The following is a 16,314-nucleotide window of genomic DNA, read 5'->3' as shown; positions in this document are numbered from 1 at the left end:
TAAAAGGTTTCGCTTCCGCAAATCATCCCCTAAATTACTTTATTTATAATTTTTGCACAAAAGTCGAATCTTAAGACCATGAGAATCAGGTAGAAGCGCATTCAAAAACGCCAATTTATGCTATAATAATTCCGTTAAAAGGAGGAATTATCGTCGATGGCTCAAGAGAACAAGAAAAAAAACGCTAAGAAGCCTTCACCCCGCAGATCCGCCCTAAGCAGGTTCGGTTCTGTAGTTAAGTGGATGTTTATTCTTGGAATAATAGGCGTTCTATTTGCCGGTGGTGCTGTAGCAGGCTATGTCGCTTCCATTGTGAAGGATGAACCTGTTCGCTCCGAAGAAATGATTCAGCAGCAGGTCAGTCAAAATGCGATCACCGGATTCGCTTATTTCCGAGACGGCGCACCGATCGGCCAGCTTCGGACAGAAGAAGACCGAAGGCTCATTGAATTCAACGATATCCCCCAGCTTATTATCGATGCAGTTCTCGCTATAGAGGACAATAATTTTAATGAGCATAATGGCGTGGATTTCAAAGGCACCTTGCGTGCCGTCAAACAAAAGCTTCTCAATGAATCCGTTCAGACCGGAGGCAGTACACTCACCCAGCAGCTCGCAAGACGTGTATTCCTGAATCTGGATCGGACAGAAGATCGCAAAGTAAAAGAAATTCTACTTTCTCTTAGATTGGAACGCTTCTTGACCAAGCAAGAAATATTAACGGCTTATCTGAATAAGGTTCCTTTCGGCAACGGTTCGAATGGCTACAATGTATTCGGAATTAAAGCAGCAGCCAAGGGGATATTCGGTCTAGACGATCTGGACAAATTAAATGTCGCTCAAGCAGCGTATTTGGCTGGTCTTCCGCAGCTCCCTTCCACTTATTCTGCATTTAATGGCATAGGTGAATTCAACGAAAAAGCTTTCAACAGAGCTATGGACCGTCAACATCTTGTACTTCGTCGTATGCTTGAGGAGAATAAGATCACTACCTCTCAATATGATGAAGCCCTTCAATTTGATATCAAGAGTTCTCTGGCGCCGCACACCAAAAAAGCCTATGCTACCTATCCATACCTGATGATGGAGACTGAGCGTAAAGCATCCGAGATCCTTCTATCATTGAATGAAGAGAAAAATGGCACAACGGATGCCAATAGCACTACTGACAATGCCGTGTTACTTGAGGAAGCAAGACAGCAGCTCATGACCGGCGGTTATCGAGTCTACACAACCATTGATAAAAAAGTTTACAATGCAATGCATAGTGTCTCAGAAGACAGCAATAATTTTACTAAAGACAGCAAAACCAAAGGCATGGAACAGACGGCTGGCATGTTAATCGATAACAAAAGCGGAGCCATTCTCGGCATGATTGAGGGTCGCGACTTCAATATTGAGCAGATGAATTATGCTACCCAAATGATCCGTCAGCCCGGATCGACTATGAAGCCAATTTCAGCTTATTTACCAGCCTTAGATGCAGGGCTGATTCAGCCTGCCGGGATTGTGGATGACGCGCCAATTATTCTAAAGGACGGCGGAAAAGGATTCCACATTCCTAAGAATGCTAATAATCGCTATCAAGGTCTGGTCACTGCCCGTTACGCACTTAACAAATCGCTCAACTTGCCTGCGCTTAAGCTGTTTAATGAAAAGGTCGGAATAGAGAAATCTTGGGCCTTTACTAAAAAGCTGGGGATCACCACCCTCACAGATGATGATTACAGCGCGCAGACTGGGGTTATAGGCGGTCTCAAATACGGTGTATCCGTAGAAGAGTTAACCAATGCTTATTCCGCTATCGGTAACCAAGGGGCCTTTAATGATGCCTACATGATTGAGAAAATCGTCAATTCAGAGGGCAAAATTATCTATCAGCACAAGGTTAATCCAGAGCAAGTATTCTCTAAGCAAACAGCTTACCTAATGACAGATATGCTGCGAACTGTAATTACAGAGGGTACAGCCAGCACAGTAAAAAGAGAATACAAACACTCAAAAGAAATTCCGATTGTCGGTAAAACTGGATCTACCCAGAATTATGGAGACGTATGGTTTATGGGCTATACTCCTGATGTCACACTTGGAATGTGGGTCGGCTACAAAGAGCAAATCAACACCCTTACGGGAGACACACAAAAACGTCAAGCCCAAACATTATGGGCAAAAGTGTTGAATGCTGTCATTGATAAGCAGCCGGAACTATTCGTCACAGACAAATTTGCACAACCTGAGGGAATTATCAAAAAGACAGTTTCCGCATATAGCGGCAAACTGCCAACATCCCTGACTGATAAATTCACAACGGATATATTTAATACAAAATATGTGCCAAAAGAGAGCGACGACGGGATTTCCAAAGCCAAGTATATTACTTACAAAGGCGTCAATTATATCCCATTGGAAGGTACTCCAGAGGAGTTCCTAAAGGAAAAAATCGTCGTTAAACGTGAGAAGCCGATACAGGAACTAGTCAAAGAACTCCTGGCTGCCTTCCCTAAGATGAAGGATCATAAATCACTGGAGTATTATATGCCAGCCGATGCCAAGACGGATTTCCCAACAGAAGTTGATCCACGTGTGGACGATGGGGCTTCCCCTGCTGCTCCTGGAAATGTTAACGTCTCTTATAGCACTGGTAAAGCGGTCATCAGCTTCTCCGCTAGCAGCTCGGCAGATGTTGTGGGATACCGCTTATATCGTTCATTAAACGGAGGTTCTTTCCAGAAGCAATCTATACTCATGGCAGATGAGAACAAGGTATTTACGCCGGGTACACCTGCAAGTGCTAATGCTACCTTCTATGTAACCGCCGTAGACGTGGCAGGTAATGAGACGGCTTCTGGCAGCGTTGCTGGAGGGATTACCCCAACACCAGAAGCAACTCCTACACCTGATCAACAACCTGGTACAGAGCCGCCTACAGAGCCTGAGACGACACCAGGAGACATTATTGAGGATCCAGGTAACATTCTCCCGCTACTACCGACGGAAACACCAGCCGGCGGAGGTAACAGTACTGGAGGCAGTAATAATCCCACAGCAGGTAATAATACAGGGACACGTTAACCCGAAGTTCATTAAATAATTTCACACAGCAAAACACCGTTCCCATGAATTCATCCGGGAACGGTGTTTTTTCACAATTCATTCTAATCCTCAATCGTGGATAGATCTCCTGTCGGTAGATGCAGCTCCCATGCCTTCAGTACACGCCGCATGATTTTACCTGATCGTGTCTTCGGAAGTTTATCCTTAAACTCGATTTCCCGCGGGGCAGCATGTGCAGACAGACCCGCTTTGACAAAAGCGGCGATCTCCTCTTTCAAGGCAGCAGTTGGAGTATAACCTTCTCTAAGCGAAATAAAAGCCTTAATAATCTCCCCCCGCACAAGATCCGGTTTGCCGATTACACCCGCTTCTGCCACTGCCGGATGCTCCACTAATTTGCTCTCCACTTCAAATGGACCAATACGCTCACCAGAAGAGTTGATAACATCATCAATTCGTCCCTGAAACCAGAAGTATCCTTCGTCATCCATATAAGCTGAGTCGCCAGAAATGTACCAGCCAGGAATCCGGAAATATTCCTCATACTTTGTCTGATTGTTCCAGATCGTTTTCATCATGGATGGCCACGGAGTTTTTATCGCAAGATTCCCCATAGAAAAAGGCGGGAGAACATTTCCACGATCATCCAGAATCGCTGCTTCAATCCCCGGTAACGGACGCCCCATCGAGCCTGGTTTGATATCCATTGACGGATAATTACAAATCAATTGTGCCCCTGTTTCAGTCATCCACCAAGTATCATGAATACGCTGATTGTAAAATTTATCTCCCCACCGCACCACTTCCGGATTTAACGGTTCACCAACCGATAGAACATGGCGCAAACTGCTTAAATCAATCCCCTGTAAAGAGTGCTCCCCTGCACCCATCAACATACGAAAAGCTGTAGGTGCGCTGTACCAAACAGATACCTTATTCCGTTCGATTGTCTTATACCAATCCTGAGGACTAAAGCGGCCGCCTCTGACTACATTGGTCACCCCATTTAACCAAGGGGCAAATATCCCATATGAAGTTCCGGTCACCCAGCCAGGATCTGCCGTACACCAGTATATATCGTCTTGACGTAGATCTAGCACTACTCTACCTGTATAATAATGTTGAATCATTGCTCTATGCACGTGATAAACGCCCTTGGGCTTGCCTGTAGAACCAGATGTATAGTGCATAATAAGGCCATCGTCCAAATCAAGCCATTCTAAATTAAGATCAGCAGAAACGTTAGCCATCTCTTCTGCGAACCCTAAGTTTCCTTGCTCAATATCAGTTGCTCCACCTACTAGAAAAATATGACGCAGCTCAGGAAGCTCTTCTCGCTTGACCCGATGCAGCAATTCTGGCGTAGTTACCAGCGCAACAGCCCCACTATCCTCCAAACGATCTTTAACTGCTGTTTCCATAAAGGCTTCGAATAAGGGTCCTGCTATGGCTCCGATTTTGAGAATACCTAGCAGACTGAAATACAGTTCCGGTTGGCGAGGCATAAAAATAAATACCCTATCTCCTTTACCGATGCCATATTTACGCAATACATTTCCGAACCGGTTCGACCGCTCCTGCAGATCGGCAAATGTATAGGATTCTTCCCGTACAGTGTCACTGTAGAGTAGGGCCGTTGCCGCTCCCCGCCCTTCATCAACATGGCGATCAACGGCTTCATAAGCCATATTAACCTTGCCGGTTTCATACCATGAGAAATTACGTTCAACATCCTCCCACTCAAAATTGGCTACTGCCTCCGCATAATCAGACATATTGGAGCTCTGCACACGACCCGGCAAAATTTCGCTATGGACTTGACCCATCACTCTTGCCTCCCTCACTCGTTTGATTTAAGCTTTAAGGGTAAGACTCATGTTTTAAATAATGATGTCAATGCAATGAATGTGAATTTTTTATGTCTGAATCAGTATACCATAGCAAGCGTTTACATACCATTTTTTTGATCTGAAAGGAGCACTGTCATGGAGCATCGCAAAATCCCTATTTCCCATACTCTCTCCTATATGGGTAGAACGATAACTGTGAGCGGACCCCGATCTCCCGAGGACCTTGAAGCCCTGCATATGCATCAAGACCTAGATGCTTTCCGCAGGCCATTAGAGCAGCAAGAGGCGCTCGTAGAGATCGCCAGCTTGCCAGAAGGCCGTATAATTACCGCAGTAGAGAATGACGTTATAGTAGGCTATGTGACCTTCCATTATCCAGATGAAATGGAGTTATGGTCACAGGGTGGGATGGAGGATCTTATTGAGCTTGGAGCGATAGAGGTGAGTAATGATTATAGAGGGGCCGGACTAGGCCGGCTGCTGATTTCTACTGCTTTTGAGCGGGAGCAATTGGAGAATTGTATTGTTTTTACAACAGAGTATTACTGGCACTGGGATTTAAAAGGCAGTGGGCTGGACGTATGGGCCTATCGCCAAATGATGGAACGGCTGATGAAGACGGTTAATATGGTTTGGTATGCTACGGATGATCCAGAAATTTGTTCACATCCCGCTAACTGCCTAATGGTTCGTATTGGACAAGAGGTGCCCATGTCCTCCCAGGAGACCTTTGACAGAGTACGTTTTAGACAACGCTTCATGTATTGAGCATTAAATATGCTGCAGCATAAATTCTAATATGGAATGCGAGCGTTGTGAAGATTGTACTGTAAATTCCCTGAAATTCACCTCAGCTGATCCATCAGACTTATCTGACATGGAGCGAATGATGACAAAGGGCGTGGCGTTCATATGACAAACTTGGGCAACCGCCGCCCCTTCCATTTCCACACAAGCTCCATCCATTTGCTCTCTTAATTCAGCTACAATCTCCGCACTAGAAATGAATTGATCACCAGATAACACCTTGCCAATCAAGTACTTTTGACCTAGCTCATTGCATGCCTTCTCAGCAAGCTGTACTAGCGCAGGGTCTGCCTGGAAGACGGAAGTCTCCTGATAAGGAATTTCGCCTTTTGCGAACCCAAGCCTCGTAGCATCGATGTCATGTTGTACACATGTAGATGATATAACAATATCTCCAATATTCAATTCGGGATGTACTGCTCCAGCAACCCCCGTAAACAGCACACGGGATACGCCAAAATTATCAATTAGAATCTGAGTCGTAACTGCTGCATTTACTTTACCTACGCCAGATTTACAGAGCACTACGGATTTGCCTAATATGTTTCCTATGTAATATTGTATTCCTGCTTTAACTTTTGTCCGCTTGTCCTCCATACCCTCTAGAAGCAGCTTGATTTCTTCATCCATCGCTCCGATTAATCCGATGATTTCACTCACAGTAAATACCTCCCTTGATGATTTATTTAGCAAATAAAAACATAAAAAGCTCCATAAGGAGCTTTTTACGGAATAACTGTTCAGTTCTTAAATTACTTATTCAGATGATTAACCGACAAGCGGAGAATCGTTTCATGAGGCAGGATAACCCGCGGATTCTCAACGGTTTCTTTCTTCATAAGCTTGGTCAAAAGTCTCATCGCAACCGCGCCTAAATCGTACATAGGCTGAGCTACAGTTGTCAGCAAAGGACGAACCATCGAAGCCATACGAATGTTATCCACACTAATAATGGAGAAATCATCCGGTACCTTCAGACCTTCATCTTGAATACTGTGAATGGCGCCAATAGCCATTTCATCCGTTGCCGCAAAAATAGCGGTTGGTTTCTTCTTGAGTCCAAGGAAATACTTCATTGCTTCTACACCAGATTCATAGCGGTAGTTACCGATGCGTACCAAATCCTCTTGGTACTCGATTCCTGCCTGTTCCAGTGCTTTCTTGTAACCATGGAAACGTGCATATCCATTTGCAGGATCCTGCAGTGTGCCACTGATCATAGCAATCTCACGATGACCGTGACGAATCAATGTGTTCACAGCATCAAAAGCAGCGGTTTCATGATCGATGTCAACGGAAGGATAAGTTCCCTTCTCATCCCGTGTAGCACATAGAACAATCGGAACTGCAGAAGTCTGGAAAGCTTGAATATGTTCGTCAGTTACTGTACCCCCCATGAAGAGCAGACCATCGACCTGTTTCTCCAAAAGGGTATTAATGACACGAATTTCTTTCTCTTTACGCTTATCCGCGTTACACAATATGATATTGTAATGATACATGTTCGCGATATCTTCAATCCCGCGTGCAATTTCTGCAAAAATCGAGTTTGAAATATCAGGGATGACAACCCCAACGGTTGTCGTTTTCTTACTGGCAAGACCTCTTGCCACGGCATTGGGACGATATCCCAAACGTTCAATCGCTTCAAAAACTTTCTTCCGGGTCTGCGGTTTCACGTTAGGGTTATTATTCACAACCCGTGATACCGTAGCCATAGATACGCCTGCTTCTCGAGCTACATCGTAAATGGTTACCGTCAAATTACTCTCTCCATTGCGATAAATTTTATCGTTCGACTAATTAAAAATATGATACGACACTTTGTACATTTGTGCAATGATAACGCTTCATTTTCCTTTCAAAATTTCTTTCAAGGCTGAAAACGTCACCCTGGATTAAAATTGTGACCAGTGCTGGTTAACCTGTCCAAGAGCATCAATAATGTAACTTCTATCTATCGTAACAAAAAGTGAGTGAAAAATCCAACATTCCGTGAAAAATTTTCATTATTTTCACACAATTTTTTTATAATCTTCATTTTCAGTCATTTGGAAGGTTAATTGAGACAATCTTCGACTAGTTTCTTCCATCCAATGCTGGTCTGACAGCTTCTCAGCTAAACGATAAATATCGAGAAGCATATCGACCCGGCTCTGAATCCTCTCTCGGATTATCGTCTCTAGTTCTGATATTCCCCCTATTATAGTTTCTGACAAGGATTCTTTTAATACACTGGCCAATTCATTTCTCTCCGTAAACAAAAAATCTTTTCCCGGATCATCTCCACTGAGTTCTTTTACTACTTTGCCTAGATCTGCTTTAATAAACTGCAAAGGTTCATAACTAGCGCATTCTGGGCAGGTATAGACAGGAACATGCGTAATCTTCATCTTCGTATTAAAAATCAAAGAATGCATATGTAAGTTCATGAGGCCACCACAACTGCACAACTTCTCCATCAAATTATCTTTATACATCTTCTACACCTCTTGCACAAAATTAATAAAGTACAAAGTTTGACTTTTCAACTTCTATATTCGACTCCACTCGATTAAAACCCTCCTTTATTGCATATAATGATTAAATTGGCAATTTGTCTATATTTTACATCCCTAAAGATGACTTCATATTTTAAATTTGATAGAATAATGAAAGAATCATGGGAATAGAAAGGAGCTTAACTAAATGAGACTAGCCGGTAAAAAGGTCATAGCACTCGTAGACGATGAATTTGAAGATTTGGAGCTCTGGTATCCCGTGTATCGGGTGAGAGAAGAAGGTGCCGAGGTTCACTTGGCAGGTCTGGAAAAAGATAAGACATACATCGGTAAATATGGCGTACCTGCTAAAGCAGATTACTCCTGGGACGAGCTTAATGCCGCAGATTATGATGGGATTTTGGTTCCAGGCGGCTGGGCTCCTGATAAAATCCGTAGATACAGTGCCGTTCTAAAGCTCGTACAGGATTTTAATGCAGCGAAAAAACCGATTGGGCAGATCTGCCATGCAGGCTGGGTATTAATTTCTGCTAAAATTCTGGAAGGTGTAACCGTCACCTCTACGCTAGGCATCCGTGATGACATGGAGAATGCCGGAGCCATCTGGAAGGATGAGGCTGTAGTTACGGATGGACATATCATTTCCGCTCGCCGCCCGCCAGATCTTCCGCCATACGGTAAAGCCTTTTGCGATGCACTCGCTGGGGAATAAACAGTAGGAATTTAGTTTAAAATCAAACAAGCCCTGTTTCTCACAATTTGAGGAACAGGGCTTTTGATTTGAGGCTTTAAAATCCAGATGGTTATCTGATCCGCACAGAATCCGCCTCCATGATCATATTGGGATAATTTGTAAACCTAAAAGTCAAAGGTTGAGGCAGCTTTTCTTTGCCTACGTTAAGAAAATAAGTTATTGTAGTTCCCTTAGCGTCCTCACGGTATTCTCTATATCTAGAATAACCCTCAGAATCATGGACAAGCCAATGTCCGCTTCCAGCGCTATCCACAAAATTATCGTCTATCCCAAAACCAGTTGCTTCATGCAACTCCTCAACTTTTTTAGGAATCATTAAATCCAATACTATAATCCCCTTCTCCTCGTCCGCGGTCCGTTTAGAAATCGTGAGATAGTTATCCGGTGCCTTTAAAATCTGTTGTGTTTCCGTATTAATCACAAGTTCGACCTCCGATTGATCTAGAGCAGAGATTCCCTCAACTTCAAGTTTGACTGGATCATCAGGTCTCATATTGTCATTGTGGTAAATATTCGAACCACTTGCCCACATTAGTTCCTCTTGATGATCCCCTTTTCCGAGGACAAGCTTAGGTGAAAGCAAACTAAAAATCCTCATTGTATTCTCTCTGCCAAAGGTTTCCCGCATATAAATACCCGTAGGTCCAATATAAACCTGGTCCATTATAATTTTCTGTCCGCCGATAGACAGACTATCCTTCAGATCAACGAGCTCTCCTTGAAAATAATTGTTATCAGCTTCCAGTGGAATTTTGACATCCATTTCTTTTATATCCTTGTTATTAAAAACTTGACCAAGAGCATCTGGAAAAAGCGATAATGTGATATTCAACTCTTCTGGTATCTCATCCTGATATTTATCCCAGACGATTTGCTCATACATACGAGTCGTCCCAGGGAACCCAACCTCTTGTGCATTAGAAGTGCTAAACCCGCTGTATCCACTAAGGTGGTATTTATCCTCTGGTGTCTTTTTCAAAGACAAGCCAAAAAGCCGCATCTTCTGATCCGTATTGTTCTGGATTGTATATAGCACAGCAATGCCTCTTCGGTCTGCAAGGATTCCATTAACAGTCCATGTTATCCCGTCCACCTCAGGAGAAGAGATATTTACCTGCTTCATCATCCCCGCATCAAGTGCTGATTTAATCGTCAGATTATTAGTAATAACGGGTCTAAACACTTCAAGCTGACCCCAGCTTTTTGGAGGTAATTGCGCACGTACGGGATTTATCATCTGATTTGCCCAAGGCACAATTATAAGTAAGGCGAATGTCAAGACCACCAATACAACAACAGCGTACCTTTTTCTAAAAGACAAACGTGTACGGTTCCCTTGCTGCATCCCCTTGCGGATCGCGGTGTCCAGTTTTACATCCAGAATTTCTTCTGCCTCCGCATCGATTTTCTGAAAATAATCCTTAAGCAGTTTTTCTTCAGATTCAGCCATAAAACAGCTCCCCCTTCCGCTTCATTTTGTCACGCAGTTGTTTTAATCCTTTATTCAGCCATGTCTTCACTGTACCCTCTGGTTTATCCAGCACCTCTGCAATCTCAGCAAGGGTCATATCCTTGTAATATTTGAGCACCAGCACTTGGCGATATTTGGGTTTCACTCCATCCAGCGCTTGTTCCATGTCCAGTCTGCGGTCACTTTTCATCTCCATGATCCCCTCATCACTTCGAGCAGCTTCTGGGACTGTATTCCTCTTTCGGCGCTTCAGCTCATCATTACAGCAATTAATCAAAATACGTGTTAACCAAGGAGCGAATCGCTCTGCGTCTTTTAAGCTTTTTCGTTTAATCCATGCGCGGCAGGTTGCCTCCTGCAAAACCTCCAGCGAATCCGCTTCATTTCGCAAATAGCTGTAGGCAATGCTATAAAGTTTTCTTTTCTGTCCAGCCACTTGCTCATAAAACAGCTCTTCATCCGTAGCGGCCATTTCCATTTCGTCATTAATAATGTGATCCATTATCGGCCTGCCTCCCCCCTTGCCTTTATTCCTAAATCAGTTCTGTGTAACTCTCTCTATGTATTGACTGCACCGCAGGGCAAACGGTTTTGTTTTTTTATAAGTATGGCAGAAATATAGAAAAAGGCTCGGCAAGAATGCCGAACCCTTGATATGAATTGAATAAAAGTTACAGTAACTTTAGGATGAGGCTTTCTCCTGTAGTTCCCCGCTTGATCCAAGTGTAAGACCACTTTTTTGTGCAAACGCAGTTAACATTTCTTCCGTCTCTGAGCTTGTACGATGATGGAAACACGCTTTGGCGATTCTTTTGGCATCCTTGGCCAGAGTGTTCAGTGTGCGGTGTTTAACCTTCAGCAGCGCCTGCGGCGACATGCTGAGCTCTCTAATTCCAAGCTCCAGCCAAAGAGGCAAAGAACGCTCATCCGCCGCCATTTCACCACATACACTGATATCAATCTTGGCATTACGTGCCGCTTCTACCGTCATACGGATCATTCGCAGAACCGCTGGATGGTACGGATGATACATATGAGCAATTTGTTCATTCATACGGTCTACCGCTAACACATATTGAACCAAATCATTAGTGCCAATACTGAAAAAGTCAACTTCCTCAGCCAGTAAATCAGCAATCATAACCGCCGCCGGAACTTCAATCATAATACCCACAGGAAGATTCCGGTTAAACGGTATATCTCGTTGCTCCAGCTCAGCTTTCACTTCTTCTAAAACAACTTTTGCCGCCTGCACTTCCTCTACGGAAGAAATCATTGGAAACATTAACTTTACATTCCCGTATGCACTTGCCCGCAAAATGGCACTTAGCTGGGTTTTGAACATATCTAATCGGTCCAAGCTGATGCGAATCGCCCGATAACCAAGGAAAGGATTCTGTTCTTCCGGCAGCTGGATATAATCCAACTGCTTGTCCCCGCCAATATCCAGCGTACGAATCACTACAGTGTTATTGCCCACCTTCTCGACAACCTGTTTATACACTTCAAATTGTTCATCCTCAGTTGGAAAAGATCTGCGGTCCATATAAAGAAACTCCGTACGGAACAAGCCTACACCTTCAGCTCCATACTTAAGTGCTATGTTGAGTTCTTTAACTGAACTGATATTGCCGGCAAGTCGCAGGTTCACACCATCCTTGGTGACAGCCTCCACAGTGGCAAGCAGTTCCAGCTGCTCTTTCTTTTTATGCTGTTTATCCCGAATCGCTACGTATTCATTTATCGTAAGTTCATCTGGATGGATTTGTACAGATCCGGTATCGCCGTCGATCACAAGCATGTCCCCGGTCTGAATAGGATTAGACAGATTATTCTCCAAGCCTGCTACAAGCGGAATGCCTAGTGCACGAGCCATAATGGAGGAATGTGAAGTTTTACCGCCCATCATGGTGACAATACCTAGAACATAAGTTGGATTCAAGTGAGCTAGCTGGGAAGGAGACAACTCCTTCGCAACAAGAATATATGGCTGTGTATCCGATGGTAACGTAACCTCTGGAGCGCCTAAAAGATGTTTTAAAAGACGGTTTCCGACATCCTTGATATCCACCGCCCGCTCCTTCATGTACTCATCGTCTAGCAGATCAAACATCGCTACAAAATGATCAATCGCTTCTTTCACAGCTACTTCTGCCGCCTTGTACTGGCGCTCAATGATCCCGCGGATTTCACTCATGAACACAGGATCATCTAAGATCGCCAGATGAGCATCAAAAATACTCGATTCCTCCGGACCCACCACTTCTCTGAACTCTTTTTTGATGAATTCAATCTCGTCCTTAGAGGTACGGATACCTTCGTATAAACGCTCAAACTCCTTAGCTAGATCCACTGGGTTCACTTGTGTATCCGGTAAGCTCCATTCCCAGTTCGGCAAGACAAAGGCCTTCCCGATAGCTACACCTGCTGCTGCGCCTATGCCTTGTATCATCCTTCAATCCCTCCAACGTTACTTTCGTGTAAGACTACGGACATTACTGATGATTGCCCCTTTTTAACATTTTTAAATGGAGCATAGCTCCATGATTTGACTCGATCAGGATTCGTGATCACCATCGGTGTAGCCAATGAGGCCGCATGTTCACGCAAATAAGCGAGGTCGAATTTAACAAGCAATTGACCCGGCTCCACGCTGTCGCCTTCTTTTACAACCGCCTCAAAGGGTCCCTTGAGCTGTGAAGTGTCGATCCCTATATGCATGAGTACTTCAAGCCCTTCCGGCGTCGAAATACCCACGGCATGCATTGTAGGATAGACGTGCATAACTTTCCCGAATACAGGTGAAGTGAGTTCCCCTTTTTCCGGCAAAAATGCAACACCATCCCCCACTAGCTTAGCTGCAAAAATGTGATCAGGCACTTCCTCAATGGGCATCATTCTACCCTGCATTGGCGAACTGAACAGTACCTGCGGTAAATCACGAAGCATAAGCTTATTAATCTCCTCGCGGATCAGTTCTGAATACGTGCCAAATACTACCTGGACATTTCCGCCGCCCAGCTTGATAATCCCTGCGGAACCCAAACCTTTAAGCGCTCCAGTATCTATATATCGGTCATTATGAACGGTAAGCCGCAGACGGGTGATACAGGACTGCACTTGTACAATATTTTCCTTGCCTCCTAGCGCCTCTAAGATTAGCGGTGCCTGATAAGGGATATTGCCGGCCCAATCCCCAAGCTCTGAACCTTCTTCACGCCCCGGTGTCGGGATCTGAAAACGGCGAATCGCCCAGCGGAATAAATTATAGTATACAATCCCGTAGCCGATACCAATCGGAATCAGCAGCCAAGCCCTCTGTGACAAATGCATGTTCAAGAAGAAATCGATGGCTCCAGCCGAATAGGAGAACCCGTGATGGATTCCCAGCATGTAGGTCAGTACCATTGCGAGACCAGACATTACAGTATGTACCGCGAACAAATACGGAGAAGCAAATAAAAATGCAAATTCGATCTGCTCCGAAACCCCGGTCAGAAAACAAACCAACGCCGCACGCACAAAAGTCTTTTTAATCTTGGGCTTCAAATCCTCGCGCGCTTCCTGAATAATTGCAAAAGCAATGGCAGGCAGCGCAAACATCATAATCGGAAACAACCCCGCCATAAAAATCCCCGCCGTAGGATCGCCTGCAAAAAAACGCGGCAAATCCCCCTGAACCACTGCACTGCCATCAGGAGTCGTAAAATTCCCAAATTGAAACCAAAACACATTATTAAGAATATGATGTAGTCCAAAAGCGGTCAGAACCCTATATAGGACCCCATAGATAAAAACACCAAACCCGCCCGTCTGCAATATTCCCTGAAAAAGATTATCCAGCCCAATCTGCAGCAGCGGAGATATTCCTAACATTACCCACGCGAACCCGGCAGAAAATAAGCCCATGAACAGCAAAACAAAACGCGACCCTCCAAAAAACTGGATCGCCTCTGGAAGCTTAATATTTTTAAACCGGTTTTGCGCGACACCGGCAACGATACCCAGCAAAATTCCGATTAGTGTTGCAGGTTGTACAAGCCCGTCTCCCATTTGGGTGACAATTCGGTCGTAAGTGAACATCCCAGCCAGCGCTGCAAGACCCGCTGTTCCGGCTTGATTGGATAACCCCCATGCTACACCTACAGCGAACAAATAAGGCATATAATAAAATATTGCCTGCCCCGCGTAAGTAGCCACTTCAGACACCGAAGAAAGTCCCCATGCAGACCAAGGTAAGCTGCCCAAACTCAGCAAAATGGCTGCCGCCGGCAGTACCATGGTAGGAAGCATTATGGCTCTGCCCAATTGCTGCAATGATCCGAGCCAATTCAAGGCTACCCTCTCCTTTCTTTCTATATTGAATGGTAAGCGCTGCGGGGATTTTTGTCAAAAGAAACTCATGAGATCTTCACGTTACATTTTTAAAACAAATATTCTCACATTCCACTAAACATTTATTCATTAGAATCCATAAAACGGCTGGTTTTTAAGTGAGGCTATCGATACTACAGAGTCAGAATCGAGTTTAAGTGTACTTTGTGCAACTATTTATATCGGCGTTACTCTGAGCACCTTTTTAACTGCACTTCATACAACTATTTTTAGTGATTTTTCACTTCAGCTAATCTCTGATGCGTTTTAAGTGTACAAAGTGCAACTATTTCGCATTTAGATGGTTATTTCAGCGATTTAGCTGTATAAAGTGCAATTATTCCCTTGCGCAGCTACCGTATAGATGTCCCTCGCATACCTGAATTGATTTGATTGGATTTGATTGGATTTGGTCTGGTCTGGTCTGGTTTGGTCTGAACTGATCTGATCTCATAGCATCCGCTTCATAACATCGAACTTTTCTCCCCCACTAACTAGCTCTAACACCCTAAACTCACAGTTAGAAATTCCACCTGAGTTTAAGTGTACTTTGTGCAACTATTCCTATCGACGTAACTCTGAGCACCTTTTTAACTGCACTTCATACAACTATTTTTAATGATTTTCCACCTAATCTAATCTTTAATGCGTTTTAAGTGTACAAAGTGCAACTATTTCGCATTTAGATGGCTATTTTAGCGTTTTAGTTGTATAAAGTGCAATTATTCCCTTGCGCAGCCTCTAAAGATCCTCTTACCACATTTGATCTGGTCTGAGAGCCTTCACCTCATAATACCGAATTCTTTCTCCCTGATTAACCGGCTTCAGCAACCCCTTCTCACTTAATGATTGCAGCAATCGACGCGCCGTACGGAAATTAATGCAGAAATTCGTGGCCACATCCTTTGGACGAACCGGTTTACCGAGACGCCAAGCGAAACGCAGAACCTCTTTCTCCTCAGATAAAATAGCTACGCTAGCAGATTTACGCGCCAAGTAAGGCGCCAGCACCAGTTGTAACAGCATCCGGCAGACCTCGGGACGTTGCTGGATATCATCAAAAGAAAAATGAATCATTCTCCAGCCCATCCCAGTCAAAAAAGTGTCCCGATTTACTGAATAGTTGAATTTCTCGCGGTCCATATCTTTCACATGGCTTTGATATCCATCACACTCGATCCCAAAGCTGCTGCCCGTCTGTGGAAGATAAGCAAAGTCCAAAAATTGTGATTTGCGATTCCAGTCATATACTTCGTATTCTGGATGCAAATCGTCTAGGGACTCAAACATAGGCCACCATACATTCTGCAAAAACAGCTTCTCCGCAAAATTATGTCCTCTAACCAACCTCCCTCTTCTTTCACCTGTTCTTGATTTCATATGCTGGTCCATGAACAAACCATGTGCTTCTTCAAACTCCATTACCTATAGCCTCCCTACAAAATAAAAAAACGTCCTTCACCGCAAAAAGCGGTTAAAGGACGTTCTTCGTCTAATCTCATT

12 protein-coding genes are annotated in these 16,314 nt (G+C 44.1%); 3 read left to right on the top strand and 9 right to left on the bottom strand.

The genetic code is table 11. The features are described from left to right. Positions 1-156 precede the first annotated feature (156 nt). Positions 157-3,072 carry a transglycosylase domain-containing protein gene (locus MHH60_RS08945; protein WP_076136111.1) on the top strand — a complete coding sequence of 972 codons (2,916 nt, stop codon included), beginning with the start codon at positions 157-159 and terminating at the stop codon, positions 3,070-3,072. 83 nt (positions 3,073-3,155) lie between these two features. Here MHH60_RS08945 and acsA read toward each other — a convergent pair whose 3' ends face one another. Further along, complete coding sequence (gene acsA, locus MHH60_RS08940; protein WP_076129125.1) at positions 3,156-4,880, bottom strand: acetate--CoA ligase; 1,725 nt, start codon at positions 4,878-4,880, stop codon at positions 3,156-3,158. Between the two features lie 159 nt (positions 4,881-5,039). Between acsA and MHH60_RS08935 the strand changes: the two genes are divergently transcribed. After that, positions 5,040-5,672, top strand: coding sequence for a GNAT family N-acetyltransferase (locus MHH60_RS08935; RefSeq protein WP_076136110.1), 633 nt, complete (start codon positions 5,040-5,042; stop codon positions 5,670-5,672). Between the two features lie 3 nt (positions 5,673-5,675). Here the strand turns inward: MHH60_RS08935 and MHH60_RS08930 are convergent, their stop codons facing one another. From MHH60_RS08930 to MHH60_RS08920, 3 genes are all read right to left on the bottom strand, one after another. Further along, the gene (locus MHH60_RS08930) at positions 5,676-6,371 is read right to left on the bottom strand and encodes a 5'-methylthioadenosine/adenosylhomocysteine nucleosidase (protein WP_076136108.1); all 696 of its coding nucleotides are present in this window, start codon (positions 6,369-6,371) and stop codon (positions 5,676-5,678) included. 92 nt (positions 6,372-6,463) lie between these two features. Next, entirely contained in the window at positions 6,464-7,474 is a 1,011-nt protein-coding gene (ccpA, locus tag MHH60_RS08925; RefSeq protein WP_036686140.1) for a catabolite control protein A, read from the bottom strand. Positions 7,475-7,726: 252 nt separating this feature from the next. Then, complete coding sequence (locus MHH60_RS08920; protein WP_076136106.1) at positions 7,727-8,191, bottom strand: hypothetical protein; 465 nt, start codon at positions 8,189-8,191, stop codon at positions 7,727-7,729. A gap of 208 nt (positions 8,192-8,399) precedes the next feature. Between MHH60_RS08920 and MHH60_RS08915 the strand changes: the two genes are divergently transcribed. After that, positions 8,400-8,924, top strand: a complete 525-nt coding sequence (locus tag MHH60_RS08915) for a type 1 glutamine amidotransferase domain-containing protein (RefSeq protein WP_076136104.1) — start codon at positions 8,400-8,402, stop codon at positions 8,922-8,924. A gap of 91 nt (positions 8,925-9,015) precedes the next feature. On the opposite strand, the gene MHH60_RS08910 is transcribed toward MHH60_RS08915, so the two are convergent. From MHH60_RS08910 to MHH60_RS08890, 5 genes are all read right to left on the bottom strand, one after another. Then, positions 9,016-10,416, bottom strand: coding sequence for a DUF4179 domain-containing protein (locus MHH60_RS08910; protein ID WP_076136102.1), 1,401 nt, complete (start codon positions 10,414-10,416; stop codon positions 9,016-9,018). Then, positions 10,409-10,939 carry a sigma-70 family RNA polymerase sigma factor gene (locus MHH60_RS08905; RefSeq protein ID WP_111503630.1) on the bottom strand — a complete coding sequence of 177 codons (531 nt, stop codon included), beginning with the start codon at positions 10,937-10,939 and terminating at the stop codon, positions 10,409-10,411. Before MHH60_RS08905 ends, MHH60_RS08910 begins: the two co-directional genes overlap by 8 nt. 180 nt (positions 10,940-11,119) lie before the next feature. Continuing rightward, positions 11,120-12,889 (bottom strand): phosphoenolpyruvate--protein phosphotransferase, encoded by a 1,770-nt coding sequence (gene ptsP / locus MHH60_RS08900; RefSeq protein WP_076136100.1) that lies wholly within the window; start codon positions 12,887-12,889, stop codon positions 11,120-11,122. Next, positions 12,886-14,772: a glucose PTS transporter subunit IIA gene (locus MHH60_RS08895; RefSeq protein WP_036686132.1), complete on the bottom strand. Its 1,887-nt coding sequence runs from the start codon at positions 14,770-14,772 to the stop codon at positions 12,886-12,888. Before MHH60_RS08895 ends, ptsP begins: the two co-directional genes overlap by 4 nt. 792 nt (positions 14,773-15,564) lie before the next feature. Then, a complete protein-coding gene (locus MHH60_RS08890) occupies positions 15,565-16,233 on the bottom strand; it encodes a hypothetical protein (RefSeq protein ID WP_076136098.1) in 669 nt (222 codons plus the stop codon). Positions 16,234-16,314 lie beyond the last annotated feature (81 nt).

Source organism: Paenibacillus sp. FSL H7-0716 (assembly GCF_038002705.1).
GTDB lineage: Bacteria > Bacillota > Bacilli > Paenibacillales > Paenibacillaceae > Paenibacillus_AQ > Paenibacillus_AQ odorifer.
This window is presented reverse-complemented; position numbering and strand designations above follow the sequence as displayed.